This window comes from Streptomyces chisholmiae (genome assembly GCF_031845445.1).
GTDB lineage: Bacteria > Actinomycetota > Actinomycetes > Streptomycetales > Streptomycetaceae > Streptomyces > Streptomyces chisholmiae.
Genome location: NZ_JAVREO010000008.1, coordinates 37659 through 63793 on the forward strand (window position 1 = coordinate 37659; position 26135 = coordinate 63793).

A 26135-nucleotide genomic window follows, 5' to 3' on the forward strand; every position below is an offset into this window, starting at 1 on the left:
CCGGCGCCACGCGCGCTTCCGCTCACTCCTCAAGGAGTGGCCGTCCGGGCGGAGTTCACCCCGGGGTCGGCGCGGACCGCCGGCGGTGGCGCGGTCCGGCGACCCGCCACCGCCCTCTCCAACGAGCCGACCGCGTGGAAGTTCCTGATCTGGGTGGTCGACCGGCTTGGGCACGGTGGGTGACGGTGTGACCGCCGACTGTCAGTGGTGGGTGTTTGACTGTGCTCACCCCGCCGGTCCCGGTGGGGGAGCGCGGGAGCGGGGTGGGTTCGATGAGTTCTGGACGGGGACACGGCGGTGGGCGAGCGGGTGCGGCCGGCGGCGCCCGGGGCGGTTGGTGGTCCGTGGCGCGCCGGGTGGTCTCCCCGCTCGGCGCAGGCCTCGCGGGGGCGCTACTGACCTTCCGTAGCGTGCTGTTGACTTGGAGTGCACTCACACTTCTAGCCTGGCGCCATGGCAACAGCTACCACTCCGCAGCGGAAGATCGACTCGGGCTTCGGCCCACGGACCAGCGCCGCCGAGGTGGTGCGCGGGATCGACCTGACGGGCAGCCTCGCCCTGGTCACCGGCGGGTACTCGGGGATCGGCCTGGAGACCACGCGGGCGCTGGTCGGCGCGGGGGCCCGGGTGATCGTCGCCGGCCGACGGGTGGCCGCGGCCCGGGAGGCGCTCGCCGGCCTGGCCGGGGTCGAGGTGGCCGAGCTGGACCTGACGGACCTGGCCAGCGTCGAGCGCTTCGCCGAGGACTTCCTGGCCTCCGACCGCGCGCTGCCCATCGTGATCAACAACGCGGGCATCATGGCGACCCCGTTGACCCGGGTCGGGCCGGGCTGGGAGGCCCAGTTCGCCGTCAACCACCTGGCGCACTACGCCCTGGTGAACCGCCTCTGGCCGGCCATCGCGCGGGCCGGGTCGGCCCGGGTGGTCGCGGTCTCGTCCGCCGGACACCGCGCCGGCCCGGTCCGCTGGGCGGACCCGCACTTCACCTCCGGGTACGACAAGTGGGCGGCCTACGGCCAGGCCAAGACGGCCAACATGCTCTTCGCCGTGCGGCTGGACGAGCTGGGGCGGGAGTCCGGGGTGCGGTCCTTCTCGCTGCATCCCGGCGCCATCCTGACGCCGCTGCAACGGCACCTCACCCGCGCCGAGATGGTGGAGCTGGGCTGGGTGGACGCCGAGGGCAGGGCGGTGGACCCGAGCTTCAAGACGCCCGAGCAGGGCGCCGCCACCCAGGTCTGGGCCGCGACCTCACCGCGGCTGGCCGGCCTGGGCGGGGCCTACCTCGTGGACTGCGACATCGCCGAGCCGGCGGCCATCCGGGAGGACGCGCTGGACCCGGCGCAGGCGGCCCGACTGTGGTCGCTGTCGGCCGAGCTGACCGGGGTCGACGCCTTCGCCGGCACCGCCCGCTGACCGCGGCGCCCCGGCCGGGCCGGCCAGCGCCGGGCCCGGCCCAGGGGCGGCGGGCGCGGGCGGGGCCGGACTCTCGGGCCGGCCGGCCCGGGGCCGTCGGCTCAGCCGCTGATCAGCGGGCCCAACAGCGGCAGCCCGCCGAGCAGTTCACGCGCGCTGGCGCCGGCGCTGAGCTGCCCGGTCAGCAGGTCGGTGCCGACCGGCTGGAAGTCGGCCACCTGGGTGCCCACGGTGTTGCTGAGCGGGTCGGTCGTGGTGTTGCCCAGCGGATACAGCTGCAGGTCGAGGGCCGGGTCGAGAGCGCTCTTGAGGGCGCCGGTGGTGGCGCTGGTCGCGGCGCCCAGCGGGCGCCCGAGGTCCGGAGCCGCGGTGTTGGCGGCCGCGGTGCCGGCGCCGACGGCGAGCAGCGCGCCGGACGCGGTCGCGGTCAGGGTGGCCAGGCGCAGCGCTCGGGCCGCGCGGGAGGACTGTGTCATGGCACGCACGGTAGTTGGCCGATGGCGGATGGCTCATCTCGCTGCCCGGGGATGTCCCCCGAACGAGTAAGTCGGCCGTCCGCGACAATGGCCGGGTGACACGTGCCTCGCTGGAGAAGCAACCCAAGGACGTCGCCGCCATGTTCGACGCGGTGGCGGCACGCTATGACCTCACCAACGACATCCTCGCCCTGGGGCAGAACCGTCGCTGGCGTCGAGCCGTGGTGCGCGCCGTCGATCCGCGCCCCGGGGAGTTCGTCCTCGACCTCGCGGCCGGCACCGGCACCTCGTCGGAGCCGTTCGCGGCGGCCGGCTCGTTCACCGTGCCCTGTGACTTCAGCCAGGGGATGCTGGCGACCGGCAAGCGGCGGCAGCCCTGGCTCCCGTTCACCGCCGGGGACGCCACCCGGCTGCCGTTCGCCGACGCCTCCTTCGACGCGGTCACCATCTCCTTCGGGCTGCGCAACGTCGCCGAGCCGGAGCGCGCGCTCCGGGAGCTGCTGCGGGTCACCAAGCCTGGCGGGCGGCTGGTGGTCTGCGAGTTCAGCCATCCGACCTGGGCGCCGTTCCGCACCGTCTACTCGGAGTACCTGATGCGGGCGCTGCCGCCGGTCGCCGCCCGGGTCTCCAGCAGCCCGGACGCCTACATCTACCTGGCCGAGTCGATCCGCGAGTGGCCCGACCAGCCGGCGCTCGCCCGGTGGTTGCAGGACGCCGGCTGGGCGCGGGTCGCCTGGCGGAACCTCACCGGCGGGGTGGTGGCCCTGCACCGGGGTGTCCGTCCCGAGCCGGGCTGAGCCGTCCCCGAGCCGTCAACCGCGCCGGGCCGAGCGGGGTGGTGGCGTCGGGCCGGGTGGCCCCCGGGGCCCGGTCGGCCGGGGCCGGCGTCGGGAGCGGGAGCGCACGGCCGGCGCCGGGGAGCCGGCGCGCGCCCGGGACAACGGCCCGGGGCGCCCTCCCGCGAGGCGTCCCGCCGCATAGACTCCGGACTGTCCGCCTCTGACGCCGATAGGAGAGCCGAACGTGGCTGAGACCGCCGAGAAGACCCCCACAGAACACACCGCTGATGTGATTGTCGTCGGGGCCGGGCCGGCTGGCTCGGCGACCGCGTTCCACTTGGCCCAGGCCGGACTTGACGTGCTGTTGCTGGAGAAGACGGCCTTCCCCCGGGAGAAGGTCTGCGGTGACGGGCTCACCCCGCGCGCCACCAAGCAGCTCGTCGCCATGGGTATCGACGTCTCCGAAGAGGCCGGCTGGCTGCGGAACAAGGGCCTGCGCATCATCAGCGGCGGCCACCGGATCCAGCTGGACTGGCCGGAGTTGGCCTCCTATCCGGACTACGGGCTGGTGCGCCGGCGGGACGACTTCGACGAGCAGCTGGCCAGGGCCGCGGAGAAGGCCGGCGCCCGGTTGCACGAGCGGGCGAACGTCTCCGGGCCGATCCGGGACGAGCGGACCGGCCGGATCGTCGGCGTCGAGGCCAAGCTGGGCGCCGAGAAGCGCCCGGTCAGCTTCCGCGCCCCGGTGGTGGTGGCCGCCGACGGCAACTCCTCGCGGCTGTCCCTGGCGATGGACCGGCACCGCGACGACCGCCGCCCGATGGGTGTCGCGGTCCGCACCTACTTCACCAGCCCCCGGCACGACGACGACTACCTGGAGTCCTGGCTGGAGCTGTGGGACCGACGGGGTGGCCAGGAGCGCCTGCTGCCGGGCTACGGCTGGGTCTTCGGGATGGGCGACGGCACCTCGAACGTCGGGCTCGGCGTGCTCAACAGCTCGCCCGCCTTCCGTGACCTGGACTGGCGCGAGGTGCTGCGCGCCTGGTGCGCCAGCATGCCGGAGGAGTGGCAGTTCACCCCCGAGCACATGACGGGCCCGATCCGTGGCGCCGCGCTGCCGATGGCGTTCAACCGCAAGCCGCACTACGGTCGCGGCCTGCTGCTGGTCGGTGACGCGGGCGGTCTGGTCAACCCGTTCAACGGCGAGGGCATCGCCTACGCGATGGAGTCCGGGCGCACCGCGGCCGACGTCATCAGCCAGGCGATGGCCCGGGGCACGGCCAGCCAGCGGGAGTTGGCGCTGCTCGGCTACCCCAAGGTGCTCCGGGAGAGCTACGGCGGCTACTACACGATGGGCCGCGCCTTCGTGAAGATCATCGGCAACCCGCGGGTGATGAAGATCGCCGCCCAGCGCGGGCTCAGCCATCCCGTGCTGATGCGCTTCCTGTTGAAGCTGCTGGCCAACCTCACCGACCCGGCCGGCGGGGACGCCTCGGACCGGGTGATCAACGGCCTCACCAAGCTGGCGCCGCGCTCCTGAGCCGAGCCGGGCGCGGGCGGGGCGTCGGTGCGCGGCGCCCCGGAGGAGGACGTACGAGGCCGCCCGGGCGGGGCACGGTTCACCGTTGCCCCGCCCGGGCGGCCTCGTGTGCGGGCGGCCTCGTGTGCGGGCGGCCTCGTGTGCGGGCGGCCTCGTGTGCGGGCGGCCTCGTGTGCGGGCGGCCTCGTGTGCGGGCGGCCTCGTGTGCGGGCGGCCTCGTGTGCGGGCGGCCTCGGCGGACGCGGGCGTCCGCCGGCGGGGCGTGCGACGTGGGCCGGGCGCGGGCCCGCTCTCGCGCGAAAGCGGACCCGCGCCCGGCCGCCCGACCCGCCGGGGCCGGGGGGACGGCCGGTAGGTCGGACGACCTGATCGGGCCGGGGGCCGTGGCCCGGCCTGGCGGCCGGGGCGCCGGGATCAGAGCACGCGGACGGCGCCGGACGGCGCGTCGTAGCTGAGGTCGCGCTCGACCACGCCGGTCGACGGGTTCTGCGCGCCCACGAAGGTGCCGTTCCCCGCGTAGATCGCGACGTGGTAGGCGCTGCTCGCGCTGCCGCCCCACCACAGGATGTCGCCGGGCTGGAGGGCGTCGAGGGAGACCGGCGTGCCCGCGGTGGCCTGGTCGCCGGAGACCCGGGGGAGGGACACGCCGACCGTCTGGAAGGCCGCCTGCACCAGGCCGGAGCAGTCCCAACTGTCCGGTCCTGTGCCGCCCATCACGTAGGCGTCGCCCAACTGGGCGCGGGCGAAGTCGATGACGGCGGCGGCGCCACCGGATGGCGCCGGTGCGGCAGCGGTGGCCACCTCGGGCTGGGCGGCGGCCTCTGGCTCGCCGGCCTCGGCCTCGGCGGTCGCCGCCTCCGCGGCGGCCGCCCGCGCTTCGGCCGCGGCCGCCTCCTCGGCGGCCTGCCGGGCCGCGGCCTCCTCGGCGGCACGCCGCCGGTCGGCCTCCTCGCGGGCCTCGGCCGCCGCGCGCTGCGCGTCGGCGATGGCGCGTTCCTGGGCCCAGGCCAGGGTGCGCCGCTGCTCGGTGTGGGCGGCGAGGTCCTCGGTGGCCTGCGCGGCGAGGAGGCCGCTGCTGGCCAGCGAGGTGCCGACGGTGGGGAGTTCGCCGGTGGACTCGGTGGGCTGTTCGGCCGCGGCGGGGGCCGCCGTGCCGGTGACCGCGACCGTGCCGACCACGCCGGAGAGGACGCCGCCGCGTATCAGGCGCAGGCCGTTGATGCGGGAGGGCCGGGGCTTGCGGTGCCGACCTCGGTAACGGATTGGGGACATGAGGACAACGGCTATCAGGCCGGGTGGAGGCAACTCAATCGCCGTGGAATCGGCCACATTCGGCGTGTACGCGTCGAGTTGCTGGGCCATATGCCCGATCTGTCGGTTCGCGGGGAAGTTGATCTTTCCAACCAATTCCCCGCCCTGTCCTGCTGATTGTCCGATTTTTCGAGGGGTGGCCGGGGGCTAGCACGCGGCACCCCCGCGAATCAATGTTGCCCACTCGTTACCGATTCACCCTGTGGCCGACCTCACGCCCGTGGTAGGCGTTCAACCTCAGGCCCACCACTGGTCGTAGGCGAGCCGGCTCACCAGCGCGGTGACCACGACGAGCAGCACCACCCGCACGAAGCCGCTGCCCCGGCGCAGCGCCATCCGCGCCCCCGCCCAGCCGCCCGCCATGTTGAACAGCGCCATCGCCGGCGCCAGTTGCCAGAGCACGGTGCCGTGCCAGGCGAAGACGGCCAGCGCCCCCAGGTTCGTTCCCACGTTCACGATCTTCGCGGTGGCGGTGGCCCGCAGCATCGTCATCCGCAGCAGCCCCACCAGGGCGATCACCAGGAAGGTGCCGGTGCCGGGGCCGATCAGCCCGTCGTAGAAGCCGATGCCCACCCCGACCAGCAACAGCGCGGCCAGTCGGCGCCGCCAGGACGGCGCGGGCCCCGGCGTCTCGCCGCCGCGCCCGAAGCGTGGCCGGAGCACCACGAAGGCCGCCACCCCCAACAGCACCACCATGATCAGGGGTTGCAGCATCTCCTTGTCGACCGCGGTCGCGAAGGACGCGCCGCCGGCCGCCGAGAGCAGCGCCAGCCCGGCCAGCCGGAGCGCCAACCGCCGGTCGACGGGCGCCTTTCTGGCGTAGGTGACGGCGGCGACCGAGGTGCCGGCGACGGCGACCGCTTTGTTGGTGCCCAGGGCGTAGGTGGGGGAGCTGTCCGGCAGTCCCATCAGGAGGGCGGGCAGCAGCAGCAGTCCGCCGCCGCCGACCACCGCGTCGATCCAGCCGGCCAACGCGGCGACCACGCACAGCAGCACGGCGGTGGTGAGCGATATGTCTGACACGTCGGATCACCCTACGACTGCCGGTCGGCCCGGTCGAACGCCTACGCGGGGTGAGCACCGGCGGCGGTGGGCGGCCCGCCCGGCGGCCGTCCGCCGGTGCCCGAAACGTGCCCGAAACCCGCCCGCACCGCGCTGACCTGCGCTATATCACCGGGCCCTGTCCGTCGCGAATTTGCCCGGCGGCTACGTCGAGTGATAGTGCCCGGGTAGCTTCGACGGCCGTTCAAATCCGTGGATGGCCAACTGAATCAGCACAAGGTCGCTCTCTGACGACGTGCAGTGATACGTCCGCACCTGGGGCCCGTTGGTGGAAATGGGCGGGTGGGAGAGATCACAAACTTGATGGGTGACCCCGTGTCGAAGGTCACAGGGGTCCGGGCATAGGATGCACGCAGCCTTGTGAACTGACTCACATAGCGATGATCTTCGTGGTAGCGCAGTCGCCGATGACTGGAAGGAGCGAGGTGGCGTGAACGCCTATGTGCCGATCCTCGTACTTGGGGCCCTAGCAGCGGGATTCGCCGTCTTCTCCGTGGTCGCAGCCGCGTTGATCGGCCCGCGGCGGTACAACCGCGCCAAGTTGGCCGCCTACGAGTGCGGCATCGAGCCCACTCCGCAGCCGGCCGGCGGCGGTCGCTTCCCCGTCAAGTACTACCTGACGGCGATGCTGTTCATCATCTTCGACATCGAGATCGTCTTCCTCTATCCCTGGGCGGTGCACTTCGACGCCCTGGGGATGTTCGGCCTCGTGCAGATGCTGGTCTTCGTCGGCCTGATCGGCGTCGCCTACGCCTACGACTGGCGGCGGGGAGGCCTTGAGTGGGACTGAGCACCACGACCCCGGCACGTCCCACACCACCTCCGAACTCTGACGGGACAGCACCCCGTGGGGGCATCCCACGCGAGGCGACACGACGCGAGGAAGGGCACTGAAAGATGGGCCTCGAAGAGAAGATCCCCAGCGGGTTCCTGCTCAGCACGGTGGAAGAAGTGGCCTCCCTGGCCAGGAAGTCCTCGATCTTCCCCGCCACCTTCGGGCTGGCCTGCTGCGCCATCGAGATGATGACCACCGGCGCCGGCCGCTACGACCTGGCGCGCTTCGGCATGGAGGTCTTCCGCGGCTCGCCCCGCCAGGCCGACCTGATGATCGTCGCCGGCCGGGTCAGCCAGAAGATGGCGCCCGTGCTGCGCCAGGTCTACGACCAGATGGCCAACCCCAAGTGGGTCATCTCGATGGGCGTCTGCGCCTCGTCCGGCGGCATGTTCAACAACTACGCCATCGTGCAGGGCGTGGACCACATCGTCCCGGTCGACATCTACCTGCCCGGCTGCCCGCCGCGCCCCGAGATGCTGATGGACGCGATCATCAAGCTGCACACCAAGATCCGCGAGGAGAAGCTCGGGGTGAACCGCGAGCAGGCGGCCAGGGAAGCCGAGGAAGCCGCGCTGAACGCCCTGCCGACCATCGAGCTGAAGGGGCTGCTGCGGTGAGCGACGAGGGACACGTGAACGAGAACACGAACACAAGCGGCGTCCCCGCGGCGCGCGGCGAGGGCGAGCCCATCGCCCGCCGGCGCGGCATGTTCGGCGCCAACAACGGCGGCGACACCACCGGTTACGGCGGCCTGGAGCGGGTCGTCCGGATGCCGGGCGCCAGCCAGCGCCCCTACGGCGGCTACTTCGACGAGGTCGCCGACGAGCTGGAGGGCGCACTGGAGGAGCAGGGGATCGACCCGGCGACCGCCATCGAGAAGACGGTGGTCGACCGCGACGAGCTGACCTTCCACATCGCCCGCGAGCGGCTCCCGATGGTCTGCCGCACCCTCCGCGACGACCCGGCGCTCCGCTTCGAGCTGTGCACCGGGGTCAGCGGCGTGCACAACCCCAGCGACACGGGCCGCGAGCTGCACGCGGTCTACCACCTGCGGTCGTTGACCCACGGTCGGCTGATCCGGCTGGAGGTCAGCGTGCCGGAGAGCGACCCGCACCTGCCGTCGGTCGTGGAGACCTACCCGACCAACGACTGGCACGAGCGCGAGGCCTACGACTTCTTCGGGCTCATCTTCGACGGACACCCCGCGCTCACCCGGATCATGATGCCCGACGACTGGCAGGGCTTCCCGCAGCGCAAGGACTACCCGCTCGGCGGCATCCCCGTCGAGTACAAGGGCGCCCAGATCCCGGCACCCGACCAGCGGAGGTCGTACAGCTGATGACCACACACGCCACCCGGCCCGCCGAGGCCAGGGAGACCACGGAAGGCACGGTCTACACCGTCACCGGCGGGGACTGGGACGAGTTCGCCGCCGCCGTCGAGTCGGCCGACGACGAGCGGATCGTCGTCAACATGGGTCCCCAGCACCCGTCCACACACGGCGTGCTGCGGCTGATCCTGGAGATCGACGGCGAGACCGTCACCGAGGCGCGGGCCGGCATCGGGTACCTGCACACCGGGATCGAGAAGAACCTGGAGTACCGCACCTGGGCCCAGGGACCCACCTTCGTCACGCGGATGGACTACCTGACGCCGTTCTTCAACGAGACGGCGTACTGCCTCGGCGTGGAGAAGCTGCTCGGCATCACCGACCAGGTGCCGGACCGGGCCAGCGTCATCCGGGTGCTCCTGATGGAGCTGAACCGCCTCTCCTCGCACTTCGTCGCCATCGCCACCGGCGGCATGGAGCTGGGCGCCACCACGGTGATGATCTACGGCTTCCGGGACCGCGAACTCTGCCTGGACGTCTTCGAGCTGATCACCGGCCTGCGGATGAACCACGCCTTCATCCGCCCCGGCGGCCTCGCCCAGGACCTGCCGCCCGGCGCCATCGACGCGCTGCGCGAGTTCGTCAAGGCGATGCGGAAGAACCTCCCCGAGTACGACAAGCTCTGCACCGGCAACCCGGTCTTCAAGGCCCGGCTGAAGGACGTCGGCTACCTCGACCTGGCCGGCGCGCTGGCGCTCGGCGCCACCGGCCCCGTGCTGCGCTCCGCCGGCCTGCCGCACGACCTGCGCAAGTCCGACCCGTACTGCGGCTACGAGAACTACGACTTCGAGGTCCCCACCACCGACACCTGCGACTCCTACGGCCGCTTCCTGCTGCGGCTTGAGGAGATGCGGCAGTCGCTGCGGATCATCGAGCAGTGCGTCGAGCGGCTGGAGCCCGGCCCGGTGATGGTGGCCGACAAGAAGATCGCCTGGCCGGCCCAACTGGCCCTCGGCCCGGACGGTCTCGGCAACTCGCTGGACCACATCAAGAACATCATGGGCACCTCCATGGAGGCCCTGATCCACCACTTCAAGCTGGTCACCGAGGGCTTCCGGGTCCCACCCGGCCAGGTCTACACGGCGGTCGAGTCCGCCAAGGGCGAGCTGGGCGTGCACATGGTCAGCGACGGCGGCACCCGCCCCTACCGGGTGCACTTCCGCGACCCGTCCTTCACCAACCTGCAGTCCATGGCGGCGATGTGCGAGGGCGGCATGATCGCCGACGTCATCGTCGCGGTGGCGTCCCTCGACCCCGTGATGGGAGGCGTTGACCGATGACCGCCACCGCTGAGGGCCGTGGGGTACCGCTGGGCATGCCCCAACTCCCCGCGCCCGAGTACCCGGCCGAGGTGCGCGACCGGCTGGCGGCCGACGCCAGGGAGGTCGTCGCCCGCTACCCGGACAGCCGCTCCGCGCTGCTCCCGCTGCTGCACCTGGTGCAGTCAGAGGAGGGCTACGTCACGCCCACCGGCATGCGGTTCTGCGCCGAGACGCTCGGGCTGACCACCGCCGAGGTGACCGCCGTCGCCACCTTCTACACGATGTACCGGCGCCGGCCGTCCGGCGACTACCAGGTCGGCGTCTGCACCAACACGCTGTGCGCCGTGCTCGGCGGCGACGCCATCTTCGCCGCCCTCCAGGAACACCTGGGCGTCGGCAACGGCGAGACCACCGAGGACGGCAAGGTCACCCTGGAGCACATCGAGTGCAACGCGGCCTGTGACTTCGCCCCGGTCCTGATGATCAACTGGGAGTTCTTCGACAACCAGACCGTCGAGTCGGCCAAGCGGCTCGTCGACCGGCTGCGCGCCGGCGAGCAGGTCGCCCCCACCCGGGGCGCCCCGCTCTGCGACTTCAAGCAGACCGCCCGCATCCTCGCCGGCTTCCCCGACGAGCGGCCCGACGCCGTGGCCAGCGGCGGCAGCGCCGGCCCGGCCTCGCTCGCCGGCCTCCGCCTCGCCAAGGGCGAGACCGGCCCCGCCGTGGTCGTCTCGCCCCGGGACCCCGAGGTGCCCGACCAGGAGACCCCGGCCGGCCACCCCAGCTCCCATGACGCCCCGCAGCAGACTTCGGCCTCGGACCCGGCGCACCCCGCCGGCCCCACCGCCGAGGAGGGTGAGTGATGACCGTGACCGCCGACGACGTCAACCAGACGAGCCCGCAGAAGCTGCTCTCGCCGGTGCTCTCGGCCTTCTGGGACCAGCCGGAGTCCTGGACCCTCGACGTCTACCGGGAGCACGGCGGCTACCGGGGCCTCGCCAAGGCCCTGCAGCTGGCGCCCGACGACGTCATCGCCTACGTGAAGGAGGCCGGGCTGCGCGGACGCGGCGGCGCCGGCTTCCCCACCGGGATGAAGTGGCAGTTCATCCCGCAGGGCGACAACAAGCCGCACTACCTGGTGGTCAACGCGGACGAGTCGGAGCCGGGCACCTGCAAGGACATCCCGCTGCTCTACGCCAACCCGCACTCCCTCATCGAGGGCATCATCATCGCCTGTCACGCGATCCGCTCCCACCATGCCTTCATCTACCTGCGCGGCGAGGTCGTGCCCGTGCTGCGCCGGCTGCACGCCGCCGTGGCCGAGGCGTACGCCGCCGGGTACCTCGGCAAGGGGGCGCTCGGCGCCGGCGGTGACCTGGAGATCACCGTGCACGCCGGGGCCGGCGCCTACATCTGCGGCGAGGAGACCGCCCTGCTGGACTCCCTGGAGGGCCGGCGCGGGCAGCCCAGGCTGCGCCCGCCGTTCCCCGCCGTGGCCGGCCTCTACGCCTGCCCCACTGTGGTGAACAACGTCGAGTCCATCGCCTCGGTTCCCGCCATCTTCGACCAGGGCAAGGACTGGTTCCGGTCGATGGGCAGCGAGAAGTCCCCCGGCTTCACCCTCTACTCGCTCTCCGGCCACGTCGCCCGCCCCGGCCAGTACGAGGCCCCGCTCGGCATCACGCTGCGCGAACTGCTCGCCCTCGGCGGCGGGATGCGCCCGGGACACCGGCTGAAGTTCTGGACCCCGGGCGGCTCGTCGACCCCGCTGCTGACCGAGGAACACCTCGACGTCCCGCTGGACTACGAGGGCGTCGGCGCCGCCGGCTCCATGCTCGGCACCAAGGCGCTCCAGTGCTTCGACGAGACCACCTGCGTGGTCCGCGCCGTCACCCGCTGGATCGAGTTCTACGCCCACGAGTCCTGCGGCAAGTGCACCCCCTGCCGGGAGGGCACCTACTGGCTGGTCCAGCTGATGCGGGACATCGAGGCCGGCAAGGCCGCGCTCAGCGACCTGGACAAGATCGCGGACATCGCCGACAACATCAACGGCAAGTCGTTCTGCGCCCTCGGCGACGGCGCGGCCGCCCCGATCGTGTCCTCTCTCCAACACTTCCGCGCGGAGTACGAACAGCACATCACCCAGCGCGGCTGCCCCTTCGACCCCGCCAAGTCCACCGCCTGGTCGGACAGCGCAACCCACCAGGAGGTGAACGCATGACGGTCACCACCGACGCCAAGAACGGTGGTGGGCAGGCAGCCAGGCCGCCCCAGGCCGACCTGGTCACGCTGACCATCGACGGCATCGAGATCTCCGTGCCCAAGGGCACGCTGGTGATCCGCGCCGCCGAGCAACTCGGCATCGAGATCCCCCGGTTCTGCGACCACCCGCTCCTCGACCCGGCCGGCGCCTGCCGGCAGTGCATCGTCGAGGTGGAGGGCCAGCGCAAGCCGATGGCCTCGTGCACCATCACCTGCACCGAGGGCATGGTGGTCCGCACCCACCTCACCTCGCAGGTGGCCGAGAAGGCGCAGCGCGGCGTGATGGAGCTGCTGCTCATCAACCACCCGCTGGACTGCCCGGTCTGCGACAAGGGCGGCGAGTGCCCCCTGCAGAACCAGGCGATGTCCACCGGCGACGCCGAGACCCGCTTCCACGGCACCAAGCGGACCTTCGCCAAGCCGGTGCCGATCTCCGCGCAGGTGCTGCTGGACCGCGAGCGCTGCGTGCTCTGCGCCCGCTGCACCCGGTTCTCCAACCAGGTGGCCGGCGACCCGATGATCGAGCTGCTGGAACGCGGCGCGCTCCAGCAGGTCGGTACCGGCGAGGGCGACCCGCTGGAGTCCTACTTCTCCGGCAACACCATCCAGATCTGCCCGGTCGGCGCCCTCACCTCGGCCGCCTACCGGTTCCGCTCCCGCCCGTTCGACCTGGTCTCCTCGCCCAGCGTCTGCGAGCACTGCGCCGGCGGCTGCGCCACCCGCACCGACCACCGGCGGGGCAAGGTGATGCGCCGGCTGGCCGCCACCGACCCCGAGGTCAACGAGGAGTGGATCTGCGACAAGGGCCGCTTCGGGTTCCGCTACGCGCAGCGCCCCGACCGGCTCACCACCCCGCTCGTGCGGGACCCCGAGACCGGCCGACTCGCCCCGGCCAGCTGGCCCGAGGCGCTGCGCGCCGCCGCGGCCGGGCTGGCCGCCGCCCGCGGCCGGGCCGGCGTGCTGACCGGCGGCCGGCTCACCGTCGAGGACACCTACGCGTACGCCAAGTTCGCCCGGGTCGCCCTCGGCACCAACGACATCGACTTCCGGGCCCGCGCGCACAGCGCCGAGGAGGCCGCGTTCCTGGCCAGCCAGATCGCCGGCCGGGGCCGGGACCTCGACGGCGGCGGCACCGACTACGCCACCCTGGAGGCCGCGCCGGCCGTGCTGCTGGTCGGCTTCGAGGCCGAGGAGGAGGCGCCCGGCGTCTTCCTGCGGCTGCGCAAGGCCAACCGCAAGCGCGGCCAGCGGATCTTCTCCGTCGCCAGCCACCTCAGCCGCGGCCTGGCCAAGACCAACGGCACGCTGCTGCCGGCCGCCCCCGGCACCGAGCCGGACTGGCTGGACGCGCTGGCCTCCGCCGACCCCTCGCTCGGCGCCGACGGCCGGCGGGCCGCCGAGGCGCTGCGCGAGTCCGGCGCGCTGATCGTGGTCGGCGAGCGGCTGGCCGGCATCTCCGGCGGGTACACGGCGGCGGTGGCCGCCGCCGCCGCGACCGGCGCCGGCCTGGTGTGGATCCCGCGCCGCGCCGGCGAGCGGGGCGCCATCGAGGCCGGCGCGCTGCCCGGGCTGCTGCCCGGCGGCCGGCCCGAGTCCGACCCGGAGGCGCGCGCCGAGATCGCCGCCGCCTGGGGCGTCCGGGCGCTGCCCGAGGCCGCCGGCCGGGACACCGCCGGCATCCTCCGGGCCGCCGCCGACGGCGCGTTGACCGCGCTGGTGGTGGCCGGCGTCGAGGTGGCCGACCTGCCGGACCCGGCGGCGGCCCGCGCCGCGCTGGACACGGTGGCCGAGCGGGGCTTCCTGCTCTCCCTTGAGCTGCGCCCGTCGGAGGTGACGGAGCGGGCCGACGTGGTGCTGCCGGTCTCCGCCGTGGTGGAGAAGGACGGCACCTTCCTCAACTGGGAGGGCCGGGCCAGGCCGTTCACCGCGGCCATCAAGCCGGACCAGATGACCAGGCGGCAGACCCAGTCGGACGCCCGCGCGCTCCAGATGCTGGCCGACGCCCTGGACGTGCACCTGGGCCTGCCCGACCTGCCCACGCTGCGCGCCGAGTTGGACGGTCTGGGGGAGTGGCGGGGCGCCCTGCCGCTCGGCCCCACGGCCACCCCGGCCGAGCTGCCCAGCCCGGCGCCCGGCGAGGCCGTGCTGGCCGGGCACCGACTGCTGCTCGACCAGGGCCTGTTGCAGCAGGGCGACGAGGCGCTGGCGGCCACCCGGCACGCGGCGCTCGCCCGGCTCTCGCCGGCCACCGCCGAGGAGGCCGGCCTCACCGCCGGCGACCAGCTGACCGTCACCGGCCCGGCCGGCACGGTCACCCTGCCGCTGCGGGTGGCCGACGAGCTGCCGGACCGGGTGGTCTGGTTGCCGCTCAACTCCGTTGGCGGCGGCGTCTACCAGGACCTGGGCGCGCGGCCCGGTGAGCTGGTCCGGATCGCCGCCCGTTCCGAGGCCGCTTCCCCGGCCACCGAGGAGGTGAACGCGTGATGCGGGCACAGGACCTGGCGCAGGGCCTCGCCGACGAGAGGGACCTCTCGATGTTCGGCGGGGACCCGTTCTGGCTGATCCTGCTCAAGGCCGTCTTCTGTTTCGCGTTCCTGTTGGGTGTCGTGCTCATCAGCATCGTGATGGAGCGCAAGGTGCTCGGCTGGATGCAGCTGCGCATCGGCCCCAACCGGGCCGGGCCCTGGGGCATGCTCCAGTCGCTGGCCGACGGCATCAAGCTGATGTTCAAAGAGGACATCGTCGTCAAGGGCTCCGACAAGGTGCTCTACGTGATCGCGCCGATGCTGGCCACCATCCCGGCGCTGATGGCCATCGCGGTCATCCCGTTCGGCCCGGCCGACGACCCGGTGAGCATCTTCGGCACCGAGACGGTGCTCCAGCTCACCGACCTGCCGGTCGCCATGCTCTACGTGCTGGCCACCGCGGCCATCGCGGTCTACGGCACGGTGCTGGCCGGCTGGTCGTCCGGCTCCACCTACCCGCTGCTCGGCGGGGTGCGGGCCACGGCGCAGATCATCTCCTACGAGGTCGCCATGGGCCTCAGCTTCGCCGCCGTCTTCCTCTACTCCGGCTCCATGTCCACCTCGGGCATCGTCGCCGCGCAGGAGGAGCGGTGGTTCATGGTGCTGCTGCCGGTGTCGTTCCTGATCTACATGATCGCCATGGTCGGCGAGGCGCACCGCCCGCCGTTCGACATGCCGGAGTCCGAGGGCGACCTGGTCGGCGGGTATCTCACCGAGTACTCGTCCATCAAGTTCGCCTTCTTCATGATGTCCGAGTACATCCACACGGTCACCGTCTCCGCCCTGATGGTGACGCTCTTCCTCGGCGGCTGGCGGGCGCCGGCGCCGCTCAGCTTCTGGGAGGGCGCCAACTCCGGCTGGTGGCCGATGCTCTGGTTCACCGTGAAGCTGGTCGCGGTGATCTTCTTCTTCATCTGGATCCGGGCCTCGCTGCCCCGGGTGCGCTACGACCAGTTCATGGTGCTGGGCTGGAAGGTGCTGATCCCGATCGCCCTGGTCTGGCTGATGCTGGTCGCCACGGTGCGCGCGATGCAGAACGAGGGCTACGACTTCCAGGACATCGTGCTGTGGGTGGCCGGCGGCGTGCTGGTGCTGCTGGTGATCTCGCTGGTCGTGGACTTCCTCCGGGACCGCTCCGACCAACGGGACGAGGCGGCCAGGGCGGACGAGCCGGAGGCCGCGTTCGACCCGATGGCCGGCGGCTATCCCGTACCACCGCTGCCGGGGCAGACCCTGCCACCGGTGCCCCGCCGACCGTCCAGGGCCCCACGCGAGGGGAACGGTGACGCCGCCGAAGAGCCGGCGGCGGCCCTCACGACCGAAGGAAAGGAGGGCGACGATGCCTGAGTTCCACAATCCGGTGGCCGGCTTCGGCGTGACCTTCAAGGCCATGTTCAAGAAGCGGCTGACCGAGCAGTACCCGGAGGAGAAGAAGCCGACCGCGCCCCGTTTCCACGGCCGCCACCAGCTCAACCGACACCCGGACGGCCTGGAGAAGTGCATCGGCTGCGAGCTGTGCGCCTGGGCCTGTCCCGCCGACGCGATCTACGTGGAGGGCGCGGACAACACCGAGGAGGAGCGCTACTCCCCGGGCGAGCGCTACGGCCGCGTCTACCAGATCAACTACCTGCGCTGCATCCTGTGCGGGCTGTGCGTGGAGGCCTGCCCGACGCGCGCGCTCACCATGACCAACGAGTACGAGCTGGCGGACCGCACCCGCGCCTCCCTGATCTACACCAAGGAGGAGCTGCTGGCCGGCCTGCGGGACGGCATGGTCGAGGCCCCGCACGCGATGTACCCGGGCACCGACGAGCAGTCCTACTACCGCGGCGAGGTCACCGGCGCGGCGCCGGACACCGTCCGCCAGGTCGCCTACTCCAAGGGCGAGACGCCCGAGGGGCAGGCGGCGGACGACGCCCTGGCCGCCGCGTCCCGGCTGACCGACCCGGCGGCCGGTGCCGACGGGGCCGGCGTCTCCTCGGAGGTGCGGTCATGAGCGGTCTCGTCTCGCTGGCCGCCGAGACCTCCACGTCCGGTGGCGAGGCGGCCCAGTTCTGGATCCTGGGCCCGGTGGCGCTGCTCGGCGGCCTGGGCACCGTGCTGATGCGGCGGGCGGTCTACTCGGCGCTCTGCCTGGCCGGCACGATGGTGATCCTGGCGCTCTTCTACCTGGCCAACGGCGCCTACTTCCTCGGCATGGTGCAGATCGTCGTCTACACCGGCGCCGTGATGATGCTCTTCCTCTTCGTGCTGATGCTGGTCGGCGTCAGCTCGACGGACTCGCTGCGGGAGACGCTCAAGGGCCAACGCTGGCTGGCCGCCGGCTGCGGCCTGGGCCTCGGCCTGCTGCTGGTCTCCGGCATCGGGCAGGCAACGACCGGCTCGTTCACCGGGCTGGCCGACGCCAACTCGGGCGGCAACGTGCAGGGCCTGGCCTCGCTGCTGTTCACCCGGTACGTGGTGGCCTTCGAGGTGACCGGCGTGCTGCTGACCATCGCGGCCGTCGGCGCCACCCTGCTGACCCACCGGGAGCGGCTGGAGCGCGCCAAGACGCAGCGCGAGCAGGCCGAGGCCCGGGTCCGCGAGGGCAAGCACGTGCCGCCGCTGCCCGCGCCCGGCGTCTACGCCCGGCACAACGCGGTGGACCTGCCCGGGCTGCTGCCCGACGGCACCCCGTCCGAGCTGACCGTCAACGCGACGCTGCGGGCCCGCGGCCAGGTGCGCGAGGTGCACCAGGAGGCGGTCGCCGCCGTCCGCGCGCTGGAGCAGCGCACCAACCGCCACCACGGGCGCCCCGAAACGCCGGCCGCCCAGGGCGGTGCCGTCCCCGCGGCGCGGAACGACGCCGCCGCCGACGACGCCGCCTCCGCCGACGCGGCGGACGGCGCCGCCAGGGACGCCGAGGAGGCCAGGAAGTGAGCCCGGAGAACTACCTCTACCTTTCCGCCCTGCTCTTCACCCTGGGCGCCTGCGGCGTGCTGCTGCGGCGGAACGCGATCGTGGTGTTCATGTGCGTGGAGTTGATGCTCAACGCGGCCAACCTGGCGCTGGTCACCTTCTCCCGGATGCACGGCAACCTCGACGGCCAGATCCTCGCGTTCTTCGTGATGGTGGTGGCGGCGGCCGAGGTGGTGGTCGGGCTGGCGATCATCGTCACCGTCTACCGCTCCCGGCACTCGGCCTCGGTTGACGACGCCAGTCTGATGAAGCTGTAAGGGGACAGGACCAGTGGAGTCAATGATCGGACTGCTCGTCGGCGCGCCACTGCTCGGCGCCGCCCTGCTCCTGGTGGGCGGACGCCGCCTGGACCGGACGGGCCACTGGCTGGCGACCGCCCTCGCGGCGGTCTCCGCTGTCCTCGCCGTCGTGCTGTTCTTCGACATGCTGGGCCGGGACGGCGACGACCGCACCCTGCACCAGCACCTGTTCAGCTGGATCCCGGTGGCCGACTTCCAGGCGGACGTCGCGTTCCAGCTGGACCAGCTGTCGATGACCTTCGTGCTGCTGATCACGAGTGTGGGCACGCTGATCCACCTCTACTCGATCGGCTACATGGCGCACGACGAGCGGCGGCGCCGCTTCTTCGCGTACCTCAACCTGTTCCTGGCGGCCATGCTGCTGCTGGTGCTGGCCGACAACTACCTGCTGCTGTACGTCGGCTGGGAGGGCGTGGGCCTGGCCTCGTTCCTGCTGATCGGCTTCTGGCAGCACAAGCCGAGCGCGGCCACCGCCGCCAAGAAGGCGTTCGTGGTCAACCGGGTCGGCGACGTCGGCCTGTCGATCGCCATCCTGCTGATGTTCACCACCTTCGGCAGCTTCGCCTTCGAGCCGGTGCTGGCCGGCGCGGGCGAGACCGGCGAGGGCACCCTCACCGCGATCGGCCTGATGCTGCTGCTGGCGGCCTGCGGCAAGTCGGCCCAGGTGCCGCTCCAGTCCTGGCTGGGCGACGCGATGGAGGGCCCGACCCCGGTGTCGGCGCTGATCCACGCGGCCACCATGGTGACCGCCGGCGTCTACCTGATCACCCGCTCCGGGGCGATCTTCAACGGCGCGCCGGACGCCCAGACCGTGGTGATCGTGGTCGGCGCGGTGACGCTGCTCTTCGGGGCGATCGTCGGTTGCGCCAAGGACGACATCAAGAAGGCGCTGGCCGGCTCGACCATGTCGCAGATCGGCTACATGATGCTGGCCGCCGGGCTCGGTCCGATCGGCTACGTCTTCGCCATCATGCACCTGGTCACGCACGGCTTCTTCAAGGCGGGCCTCTTCCTCGGCGCCGGCTCGGTGATGCACGGCATGAACGACGAGGTGGACATGCGCCGCTACGGCGGCCTGCGGAAGTACCTGCCGGTCACCTTCGTCACGTTCGGCCTCGCCTACCTGGCGATCATCGGCTTCCCGTACCTCTCCGGGTACTTCTCGAAGGACGAGATCATCTACGCCGGGTTCAGCAAGGGCGGCGCCGAGGGCTGGATCCTGGGCGGGGTGATGCTGCTGGGCGCGGCGCTCACCGCCTACTACATGACCCGGATCATGCTGCTGACGTTCTTCGGCGAGAAGCGTTGGCAGCCGGACGCGCAGGGGCACGAGCCGCACCCGCACGAGTCGCCGCTGTCGATGACCATCCCGATGATGGTGCTGGCCGTCGGCTCGGTCGGCGCCGGCTTCTTCTTCGACCAGGGCGAGACCTTCGTGCACTGGCTGGAGCCGGTCACCGGGCTTGAGCACGGCGACTCCCCGGTCAGCCACGGCATGGTCGCCGTCGCGGCCACCGCCGTGATGCTGCTCGGGGTGGCGGGCGCCTGGTGGCAGTACGGCCGGCGGCCGGTGCCCGTGGTGGCCCCGGCCGGGCGCTGGATCACCAGGGCCGCTCGACGCGACCTGCTCCAGGACGACTTCAACCACGCGGCGCTGGTCCGGCCCGGCAACTACCTCACCCGCGGCCTGGTCTACCTCGACCACAAGCTGGTGGACGGCGTGGTCAACGGCACGGCGGCCTCCTTCGGCGGGCTGTCCGGCCGGCTGCGGCGGGTCCAGAACGGGTTCGCCCGCAGCTACGCGGTCTCGATGTTCGGCGGTGCGGCAGTGCTGATCGCCGCGACCCTGCTGATGAGGGCGGTCTGATATGTCATTTCCCCTGCTGACGGCGACGGCCCTGACGCCCGCCATCGGCGCCGTCGCCACCGCGGCCGTGCCGGCGGCGCGGCGCACCCTGGCCAAGTGGCTGGCGCTGTTCTTCTCGGTGGCCACCGCCGGCTTCGCGGCCGCGGTGCTGCTGCGCTTCGACACCGGCTCGGGCGCCGACCGCTTCCAGCTGACCGAGTCCAGGTCCTGGATCGCGGACTTCGGGGTCCGCTACGAGCTGGGCGTGGACGGCATCGGCGTGGCGATGATCGCGCTGACCGCCCTGCTCATCCCGTTCCTGATCGGCGCCGGCTGGCACGACGCCGACCCCAGGGAGGGAGAGGCCCCGGCCACCCGGCGCTGGCGGCCCACCCAGGGCTTCTTCGCGTTGATCCTGATGGTCGAGGCGATGGTCATCCTGTCGTTCGCCGCGACCGACATCTTCCTCTTCTACATCTTCTTCGAAGCCATGCTGATCCCGATGTACTTCCTCATCGGGGGCTTCGGGGACCGCGCGGGGGAGCAGGAGACGGAGGAGGGGCAGGCCAGGCAACGCAGTTACGCCGCCGTCAAGTTCCTGCTCTACAACCTGGCCGGTGGCCTGGTGATGCTGGCCGCGGTGATCGGGCTGTACGTCGCCACCGCCGACCAGCTGCCCGAGGGCACCTTCTCGTTGCAGACCATCCTGGAGGCGCGGGCCGCCGGCGAGCTGGACTTCGGTACCGGCACCGAGCGCTGGCTCTTCCTCGGCTTCTTCGTCGCCTTCGCGATCAAGGCGCCGCTGTGGCCGCTGCACACCTGGCTGCCCAACGCGATGGGCGAGTCGACGGCGCCGGTCGCCGTGCTGATCACCGCCGTGGTGGACAAGGTCGGCACCTTCGCGATGCTCCGCTTCTGCCTGGGCCTCTTCCCCGAGGCCAGCGACTGGGCCACCCCGGTGGTGCTCGGCCTCGCCCTGGTCAGCATCATCTACGGGGCGCTGCTGGCGCTGGGGCAGCGGGACATCAAGCGGCTGATCGCCTACGCGTCGATCAGCCACTTCGGCTTCATCGTGTTGGGCATCTTCGCCATGACCAGCCAGGGCCAGAGCGGCGCCACGCTGTACATGGTCAACCACGGCGTCGCGACGGCCGCGCTGCTGCTGGTCGCCGGCTTCCTGATCACCCGCCGCGGCTCCCGGCTGATCAGCGACTACGGCGGGGTGCAGAAGACCGCGCCGGTGCTCGCCGGCACCTTCCTGATCGGCGGCCTGGCCACCCTCTCGCTGCCCGGACTCGGCCCGTTCGTCAGCGAGTTCCTGGTGCTGGTCGGCACCTTCAGCCGGTACAAGGTGGCCGGGATCATCGCCTGCGCCGGCATCGTGTTGGCGGCGCTCTACGTGCTGATCCTCTACCAGCGCACCATGACCGGCCCGTTGAAGCCGGGCCTGGAGAAGCTGCCCGACCTCAGGGTGCGGGAGCTGGCCGTGGTGGCGCCGCTGATCGCGCTGCTGATCTTCCTCGGCGTCTATCCGCAGCCGCTCACCGACATCGTCAACCCGGCGGTCGAGCACACGCTCTCGGACGTCGGCAAGACCGACCCAGAACCTGAACAGCCCGCAGTGGAGGCCGCACCGTGAACCCTGAGTTGCAGGCCCCGGACATCGAATGGGTCGCGCTCTCGCCGAGCCTGATCGTGTTCGGCGCCGCCATCCTTGGCGTGCTGATCGAGGCGTTCCTGCCGCGTAAGCAGCGCTACTACGCCGAAGTGGCCACCGCCACCGCGGCGTTGGCCGGCGCGTTCGCCGCCGTGGTCGGGCTGGCGGCCAGTGGGCGCGGCACCACCGAGGCGCAGGTCGCCGGCATGGGGGCGCTGGCCGTCGACGGGCCGGCGCTGTTCCTCCAGGGTGTGCTGACGCTGGTCGGCCTGGTCTCCGTGTTCCTGTTCGCCGAGCGCCGGCTGGAGCCGGCGATGCACGGCACCCCGGTGGACTCGTTCGCCGCGGCGCCGGCGGCGGTGCCGGGCGGCCCCGCCGAGCAGGAGGCGGTCAGGGCCGGCCGCACCACCACGGAGATCTTCCCGCTGCTGCTCTTCGCGATCGGCGGCATGCTGCTCTTCACGGCGGCCAACGACCTGTTGGTGCTCTTCATCGCCCTTGAGGTGCTCTCCCTGCCGCTGTACCTGCTCTGCGCGCTGGCCCGCCGGCGCCGGCTGCTCTCCCAGGAGGCGGCCGTCAAGTACTTCCTGCTCGGCGCGTTCGCCTCGGCGTTCCTGCTCTTCGGTATCGCGCTGCTCTACGGCTACGCCGGCACCGTCTCCTACGCGGGGATCGCCGACGTGATCAGCGGGGAGCCGGGCGCCATCGAGCCCGGGCTGGCCGGCACCATGGGCAACGACGCGCTGCTGCTGGTCGGTGGCGCCCTGCTGGTGATGGGCCTGCTCTTCAAGGTCGGCGCGGTGCCGTTCCACATGTGGACGCCCGACGTCTACCAGGGCGCGCCGACCCCGGTCACCGGCTTCATGGCCGCGGCCACCAAGGTCGCCGCGTTCGGCGCGCTGCTGCGGCTGCTGTACGTGGTGCTGCCGGGGCTGCGCTGGGACTGGGAGCCGGTGCTGTGGGGCGTGACCATCGCCTCCATGATCGGCGGCGCGGTGATCGCCATCACCCAGACCGACGTGAAGCGGCTGCTGGCCTACTCGTCCATCGCGCACGCCGGGTTCATCCTGGCCGGCGTGGTGTCGATCTCGGAGGACGGCGTCTCCTCGGTGCTGTTCTACCTGGGCGCCTACTCCTTCGTCACGCTGGGCGCGTTCGCCGTGGTGACGCTGGTGCGGGACTCCGAAGGCGAGGCCACCCACCTCTCCAAGTGGGCCGGGCTCGGCCGGCGTTCGCCGCTGCTGGCCTCGGTCTTCGCGCTGTTCCTGCTGGCCTTCGCCGGCATTCCGCTGACCTCCGGCTTCGCCGGCAAGTTCGCGGTGTTCCGGGCGGCGGCCGACTCGGGCGCCATGGGGCTGGTGGTGGTCGGCGTGCTGGCCTCGGCGATCGCCGCGTTCTTCTACGTCCGGGTGATCGTGCTGATGTTCTTCAGCGAGCCGAAGGCGGACGGCCCTTCGGTCGTCATCCCCAGCCCGCTCACCAGCACGGTGGTCGGCCTGGCGGCCGTGGTCACGGTGGTGCTGGGCGTCGCCCCGCAGTACTTCCTCGACCTGGCCGGTCAGGCGGGGATCTTCGTGCACTGACGGCCGCCGTCGGCGTTGCGGGCGTCGGGCGCCCTCAGGCGTCCAGCTCGGGGCCGTTCTCCCGCTCGCGCAGCTCGCGTTCCAGCTCGCCGAGATCGGGCAGCTCCTCAAGGCCGGGCAGGTCCTCAAGGCCCGGTAGGTCCTCAAGCCCGGGCAGGTCCTCAAGGCCCGGCAGCTCCTCCAGCCCGGGCAGCTCCTCCAGCCCGGGCAGTTCGGGCAGCAGCTCCAGGTCGCCCAGGTCGGTGACGCTCCGGTAGGTCTCCTCGGTGCCGTTGGCCCAGGAGACCGACAGGTCGGCGCCGTCGGCGGCCAGCGTCGCCGCGCTCCACTCGGTCGAGCCGTCCTGGCAGTCCAGGGTCAGCTCGGCGCCGGCCACCGAGCCGGAGCAGAGGGTGCTGGTGGCGCCGTCCCCGGTGGTGAGCACCGCGCTGCCGGCGTTGATCACCAGGATGCTGGCGGTCGTCTCCGACCCGGCGCTCCAGAAGCCCTCGAAGTCCGCCGGATCGCCGTCGCCCTCCGCGTCGTTCGGCTCCTCCGCGTCCGGCGCCGGCTCCTCGCTCTCGCCGCCGGCCCGCTCCTCGCCGAGGAGGCCGCCGTCGCCGTCCCCGCCGCCCCCGCAGCCGCCGAGCAGCAGTACGGCGGCGGTCGCGGCCGCCGCCGGGGCGGCGCGGCGGGCGCGGGCTGATCTGGTCATCCGTGTGCTGCGCATCCGTCTCCGACTCCCATCTGGTCCGCGATGGCCCACCGTTGGCCACCGGCCGGGCCGCGGCCCTGGCCCAGCGTAAGCCTGGCGAACGCCGCGACGCCCCCGTCCGGGGACGGGGGCGTCGCGTGCTGTCGGATCGTCGGCCTCGGGCCGCCTCCTCGGCCCGCCCGGTGGGGCGGGCCAGGCCCGGGGCCGGTGCCGGGCTCAGTAGCCCAGGTCGGCCAGCTCCTGCTCCAGGTCGGCCAGGTCCTCCTCCAGGCCGGGAAGGTCCTCAAGACCGCCCAGGTCGCCCATGTCGGGGAGGTTCTCCAGGCCGGCGGCGTCGGCGAGCGACTGGAAGGTCTGGGTGGTGCCGGAGGCCCAGGTCACGTTGAGGTCGCCGCCGTCGAGCGCCAGGGTGCCCTCGGACCAGTCGGTGGCGCCGGTGTCGCACTCCAGCGTGATGGTGGCGCCGGCCACGGTGCCGAAGCAGACCGCGCCGGTCATGTCGGCGGCGGTGTTCTCCACGAAGGTGACGGTGCCCGAGGAGAAGGTCAGCGCCGCGTCGGAGTCCTCCAGGCCGGTGGCCCAGAAGCCCTCCAGCTCCTCGGCGGTGGGCGCCTCGCCGGCGGGCTCGCCACCCGCGTCGCCGCCGGTGTCACCGGCCGACTCGCCCTCCTCGGCGCCCTCTTCGGCGCCGCCCTCCTGCTGCTCCTCGCCGATCCCGAGTGTGCCGCCCTCGTCGCCTTCGTCGTCGCCGCCGCAGGCGCTCAACAGCAACATGGCGGCCGCCACGGCCGGCACGGCGAGACGTATCGAGCTACGCATCTGATTCCCCTCACAAGAACAAGCGTGTACTCCGCAGATTAGCGGCACCTGAGCGGGGTAGCAGACACTGTTACGGTCCTATTTCATGGCCGGCGCCCGGCTGAAACCTTACGCACACCAAGCGCACGATTCGTCCGCCTGGGCTCCCGCTCGTGTTCCAGGGCGTCAGGGGGCGGGCCGCACCGTGCCGGAGACCTCGCCCAGGCCGATCCGCTCGCCGTCCGGGCCCGGCGCCCAGGCGGTGATGGTGACCTCGTCCCCGTCCGCCAGGAAGGCCCGCGGCCCGTCCGCCAACTCCAGCGGGCGCTCGCCGTTCCAGGTCAGCTCCAGCAGCGAGCCCCGCTCCCCGGCCGTCGGGCCGGAGACCGTGCCGGAGGCGAACAGGTCGCCGGTGCGCAGGTGCGCCCCGTTGACGGTGAGGTGCGCCAACTGCTGCGCCGCCGTCCAGTACATGGAGGCGAAGGGTGGCTCGGCCACCGTCTCGCCGTTGATCGCGACGGTCAGCCGCAGGTCCAGGCCGCCCGGCGGCTGGCCGGCGTCGTCCAGGTAGGGCAGCGGCTCGACGTCCCGCTCCGGCGGCGCCGTCCAGGCCGCGTCCAGCGCGTCGAGCGGGGTGATCCAGGCCGAGACCGAGGTGGCGAACGACTTGCCGAGGAACGGGCCGAGCGGGACGTACTCCCACGCCTGGATGTCCCGCGCGGACCAGTCGTTGACCAGGCAGACCCCGAAGACGTGGTCCCGCAGCGCGGTCAGCGGCACCGGCCGGCCCGGCGTCGACGGGGTGCCCACCACGAAGCCGACCTCGGCCTCGATGTCCAGCCGCTCGGACGGCCCGAAGCCCGGCCTGGCCGAGCCCTCGGCCGGCCGCCGCTGGCCCAGCGGGCGGATCACCGGGCTGCCGGAGACCCGCACCGTCCCGGCCCGGCCGTGGTAACCGATCGGCAGGTGCTTCCAGTTGGGGGTCAGCGGCGGGCCGCCCGGCCGGAAGATCCGGCCCACGTTGCCGGCGTGGTGCTCGCTGGCGTAGAAGTCGACGTAGTCGGCGACGGTGAACGGCAGGTGCAGCCGGACCGCCGACAGCGGGCGCAGCAGCGGCGCCACCGTCTCGCGGTGCGCCGGGGCCGACAGCCACTCGCGCAACTCGGCCCGCACGGCGCTCCAGACGGCGCGGCCGGCGGCCAGCAGCGGGTCAAGCGTCGGCGCGGACAGCAGCGCGTGGTGCGGCGATCCGAAGGCCCGGGCGGCGGCGCCGGCGTCCAACACCGCGTCGCCGAGGCGCACCCCGAGGCGCCGCTCCCCGGGCGTCGCCGACGGGCTGAACACGCCGTAGGGGAGGTTGTCGAGTCCGAACAACGCTGAGTCGGAACGCATGGCGCCCATGCTAACCACCGCACTGTTCCATACGAGCGGTACGTCCTGGAAGT

At 72.4% G+C, this 26135-nt stretch carries 23 protein-coding genes; 17 read left to right on the top strand and 6 right to left on the bottom strand.

Translation table 11 applies throughout. The features are described from left to right. The first annotated feature begins 453 nt into the window (after positions 1-453). A complete protein-coding gene (locus tag RM844_RS14940; RefSeq protein WP_311667668.1) occupies positions 454-1413 on the top strand; it encodes an SDR family NAD(P)-dependent oxidoreductase in 960 nt (319 codons plus the stop codon). A gap of 101 nt (positions 1414-1514) precedes the next feature. Here the strand turns inward: RM844_RS14940 and RM844_RS14945 are convergent, their stop codons facing one another. After that, positions 1515-1889, bottom strand: a complete 375-nt coding sequence (locus RM844_RS14945) for a hypothetical protein (protein ID WP_311667669.1) — start codon at positions 1887-1889, stop codon at positions 1515-1517. 95 nt (positions 1890-1984) lie between these two features. Here RM844_RS14945 and RM844_RS14950 point away from each other — a divergent pair, with 95 nt between their 5' ends. Both RM844_RS14950 and RM844_RS14955 read left to right on the top strand, forming a co-directional pair. After that, positions 1985-2686, top strand: a complete 702-nt coding sequence (locus RM844_RS14950) for a demethylmenaquinone methyltransferase (RefSeq protein ID WP_311667670.1) — start codon at positions 1985-1987, stop codon at positions 2684-2686. Positions 2687-2912: 226 nt separating this feature from the next. After that, positions 2913-4208 carry a geranylgeranyl reductase family protein gene (locus RM844_RS14955; protein ID WP_311667671.1) on the top strand — a complete coding sequence of 432 codons (1296 nt, stop codon included), beginning with the start codon at positions 2913-2915 and terminating at the stop codon, positions 4206-4208. 414 nt (positions 4209-4622) lie between these two features. Here RM844_RS14955 and RM844_RS14960 read toward each other — a convergent pair whose 3' ends face one another. Together RM844_RS14960 and RM844_RS14965 are read right to left on the bottom strand one after the other, a co-directional pair. Beyond that, complete coding sequence (locus tag RM844_RS14960) at positions 4623-5480, bottom strand: C40 family peptidase (RefSeq protein ID WP_311667672.1); 858 nt, start codon at positions 5478-5480, stop codon at positions 4623-4625. A gap of 276 nt (positions 5481-5756) precedes the next feature. Continuing rightward, on the bottom strand, positions 5757-6542 hold the full coding sequence (locus RM844_RS14965; protein WP_311667673.1) for a sulfite exporter TauE/SafE family protein: 786 nt from the start codon (positions 6540-6542) through the stop codon (positions 5757-5759). 469 nt (positions 6543-7011) lie between these two features. Here RM844_RS14965 and RM844_RS14970 point away from each other — a divergent pair, with 469 nt between their 5' ends. The 14 genes from RM844_RS14970 (at position 7012) to nuoN (ending at position 23198) form a co-directional block, all read left to right on the top strand. Further along, complete coding sequence (locus RM844_RS14970; protein ID WP_311667674.1) at positions 7012-7371, top strand: NADH-quinone oxidoreductase subunit A; 360 nt, start codon at positions 7012-7014, stop codon at positions 7369-7371. 107 nt (positions 7372-7478) lie between these two features. Next, on the top strand, positions 7479-8033 hold the full coding sequence (locus tag RM844_RS14975; RefSeq protein ID WP_311667675.1) for a NuoB/complex I 20 kDa subunit family protein: 555 nt from the start codon (positions 7479-7481) through the stop codon (positions 8031-8033). A 14-nt stretch (positions 8034-8047) separates the two neighbouring features. Beyond that, the gene (locus RM844_RS14980) at positions 8048-8755 is read left to right on the top strand and encodes an NADH-quinone oxidoreductase subunit C (RefSeq protein WP_311667676.1); all 708 of its coding nucleotides are present in this window, start codon (positions 8048-8050) and stop codon (positions 8753-8755) included. Further along, positions 8752-10086 (top strand): NADH-quinone oxidoreductase subunit D, encoded by a 1335-nt coding sequence (locus RM844_RS14985; RefSeq protein WP_394814518.1) that lies wholly within the window; start codon positions 8752-8754, stop codon positions 10084-10086. Before RM844_RS14980 ends, RM844_RS14985 begins: the two co-directional genes overlap by 4 nt. Then, positions 10083-10931, top strand: coding sequence for an NADH-quinone oxidoreductase subunit NuoE (gene nuoE / locus RM844_RS14990; protein ID WP_311667678.1), 849 nt, complete (start codon positions 10083-10085; stop codon positions 10929-10931). Before RM844_RS14985 ends, nuoE begins: the two co-directional genes overlap by 4 nt. Further along, complete coding sequence (gene nuoF / locus RM844_RS14995) at positions 10931-12289, top strand: NADH-quinone oxidoreductase subunit NuoF (RefSeq protein WP_311667679.1); 1359 nt, start codon at positions 10931-10933, stop codon at positions 12287-12289. The genes nuoE and nuoF overlap by 1 nt, the downstream gene beginning before the upstream one ends. After that, complete coding sequence (locus tag RM844_RS15000) at positions 12286-14814, top strand: NADH-quinone oxidoreductase subunit G (protein WP_311667680.1); 2529 nt, start codon at positions 12286-12288, stop codon at positions 14812-14814. The genes nuoF and RM844_RS15000 overlap by 4 nt, the downstream gene beginning before the upstream one ends. Continuing rightward, complete coding sequence (gene nuoH / locus RM844_RS15005; RefSeq protein ID WP_311667681.1) at positions 14814-16202, top strand: NADH-quinone oxidoreductase subunit NuoH; 1389 nt, start codon at positions 14814-14816, stop codon at positions 16200-16202. Before RM844_RS15000 ends, nuoH begins: the two co-directional genes overlap by 1 nt. After that, a complete protein-coding gene (nuoI, locus tag RM844_RS15010; protein ID WP_311667682.1) occupies positions 16195-16851 on the top strand; it encodes an NADH-quinone oxidoreductase subunit NuoI in 657 nt (218 codons plus the stop codon). Before nuoH ends, nuoI begins: the two co-directional genes overlap by 8 nt. Then, the gene (locus RM844_RS15015) at positions 16848-17774 is read left to right on the top strand and encodes an NADH-quinone oxidoreductase subunit J (RefSeq protein ID WP_311667683.1); all 927 of its coding nucleotides are present in this window, start codon (positions 16848-16850) and stop codon (positions 17772-17774) included. Before nuoI ends, RM844_RS15015 begins: the two co-directional genes overlap by 4 nt. Continuing rightward, positions 17771-18070, top strand: coding sequence for an NADH-quinone oxidoreductase subunit NuoK (gene nuoK, locus RM844_RS15020; RefSeq protein WP_311667684.1), 300 nt, complete (start codon positions 17771-17773; stop codon positions 18068-18070). The genes RM844_RS15015 and nuoK overlap by 4 nt, the downstream gene beginning before the upstream one ends. Before the next feature lie 13 nt (positions 18071-18083). After that, positions 18084-19979, top strand: coding sequence for an NADH-quinone oxidoreductase subunit L (gene nuoL, locus RM844_RS15025; RefSeq protein WP_311667685.1), 1896 nt, complete (start codon positions 18084-18086; stop codon positions 19977-19979). Position 19980: 1 nt separating this feature from the next. Further along, on the top strand, positions 19981-21597 hold the full coding sequence (locus RM844_RS15030; protein WP_311667686.1) for an NADH-quinone oxidoreductase subunit M: 1617 nt from the start codon (positions 19981-19983) through the stop codon (positions 21595-21597). Then, complete coding sequence (nuoN, locus tag RM844_RS15035; protein ID WP_311667687.1) at positions 21594-23198, top strand: NADH-quinone oxidoreductase subunit NuoN; 1605 nt, start codon at positions 21594-21596, stop codon at positions 23196-23198. The genes RM844_RS15030 and nuoN overlap by 4 nt, the downstream gene beginning before the upstream one ends. A 34-nt stretch (positions 23199-23232) precedes the next feature. Here nuoN and RM844_RS15040 read toward each other — a convergent pair whose 3' ends face one another. The 3 genes from RM844_RS15040 to fahA form a co-directional block, all read right to left on the bottom strand. Beyond that, positions 23233-23892, bottom strand: coding sequence for a hypothetical protein (locus RM844_RS15040; protein WP_311667688.1), 660 nt, complete (start codon positions 23890-23892; stop codon positions 23233-23235). Between the two features lie 216 nt (positions 23893-24108). Further along, positions 24109-24711: a hypothetical protein gene (locus RM844_RS15045; RefSeq protein ID WP_311667689.1), complete on the bottom strand. Its 603-nt coding sequence runs from the start codon at positions 24709-24711 to the stop codon at positions 24109-24111. A 165-nt stretch (positions 24712-24876) separates the two neighbouring features. Continuing rightward, a complete protein-coding gene (gene fahA, locus RM844_RS15050) occupies positions 24877-26082 on the bottom strand; it encodes a fumarylacetoacetase (protein WP_311667690.1) in 1206 nt (401 codons plus the stop codon). Between the last annotated feature and the right edge of the window lie 53 nt (positions 26083-26135).

Bases quoted from the DNA above. Each gene is read 5' to 3' on its own strand.
- RM844_RS14940 (WP_311667668.1), top strand. From the start codon at position 454: ATGGCAACAGCTACCACTCCGCAGCGGAAGATCGACTCGGGCTTCGGC.
- RM844_RS14945 (WP_311667669.1), bottom strand. From the start codon at position 1,889: ATGACACAGTCCTCCCGCGCGGCCCGAGCGCTGCGCCTGGCCACCCTG.
- RM844_RS14960 (WP_311667672.1), bottom strand. From the start codon at position 5,480: ATGTCCCCAATCCGTTACCGAGGTCGGCACCGCAAGCCCCGGCCCTCC.
- RM844_RS14975 (WP_311667675.1), top strand. From the start codon at position 7,479: ATGGGCCTCGAAGAGAAGATCCCCAGCGGGTTCCTGCTCAGCACGGTG.
- nuoE (WP_311667678.1), top strand. From the start codon at position 10,083: ATGACCGCCACCGCTGAGGGCCGTGGGGTACCGCTGGGCATGCCCCAA.
- nuoF (WP_311667679.1), top strand. From the start codon at position 10,931: ATGACCGTGACCGCCGACGACGTCAACCAGACGAGCCCGCAGAAGCTG.
- RM844_RS15000 (WP_311667680.1), top strand. From the start codon at position 12,286: ATGACGGTCACCACCGACGCCAAGAACGGTGGTGGGCAGGCAGCCAGG.
- nuoH (WP_311667681.1), top strand. From the start codon at position 14,814: ATGCGGGCACAGGACCTGGCGCAGGGCCTCGCCGACGAGAGGGACCTC.
- nuoI (WP_311667682.1), top strand. From the start codon at position 16,195: ATGCCTGAGTTCCACAATCCGGTGGCCGGCTTCGGCGTGACCTTCAAG.
- RM844_RS15015 (WP_311667683.1), top strand. From the start codon at position 16,848: ATGAGCGGTCTCGTCTCGCTGGCCGCCGAGACCTCCACGTCCGGTGGC.
- RM844_RS15030 (WP_311667686.1), top strand. From the start codon at position 19,981: ATGTCATTTCCCCTGCTGACGGCGACGGCCCTGACGCCCGCCATCGGC.
- RM844_RS15040 (WP_311667688.1), bottom strand. From the start codon at position 23,892: ATGACCAGATCAGCCCGCGCCCGCCGCGCCGCCCCGGCGGCGGCCGCG.
- RM844_RS15045 (WP_311667689.1), bottom strand. From the start codon at position 24,711: ATGCGTAGCTCGATACGTCTCGCCGTGCCGGCCGTGGCGGCCGCCATG.
- fahA (WP_311667690.1), bottom strand. From the start codon at position 26,082: ATGCGTTCCGACTCAGCGTTGTTCGGACTCGACAACCTCCCCTACGGC.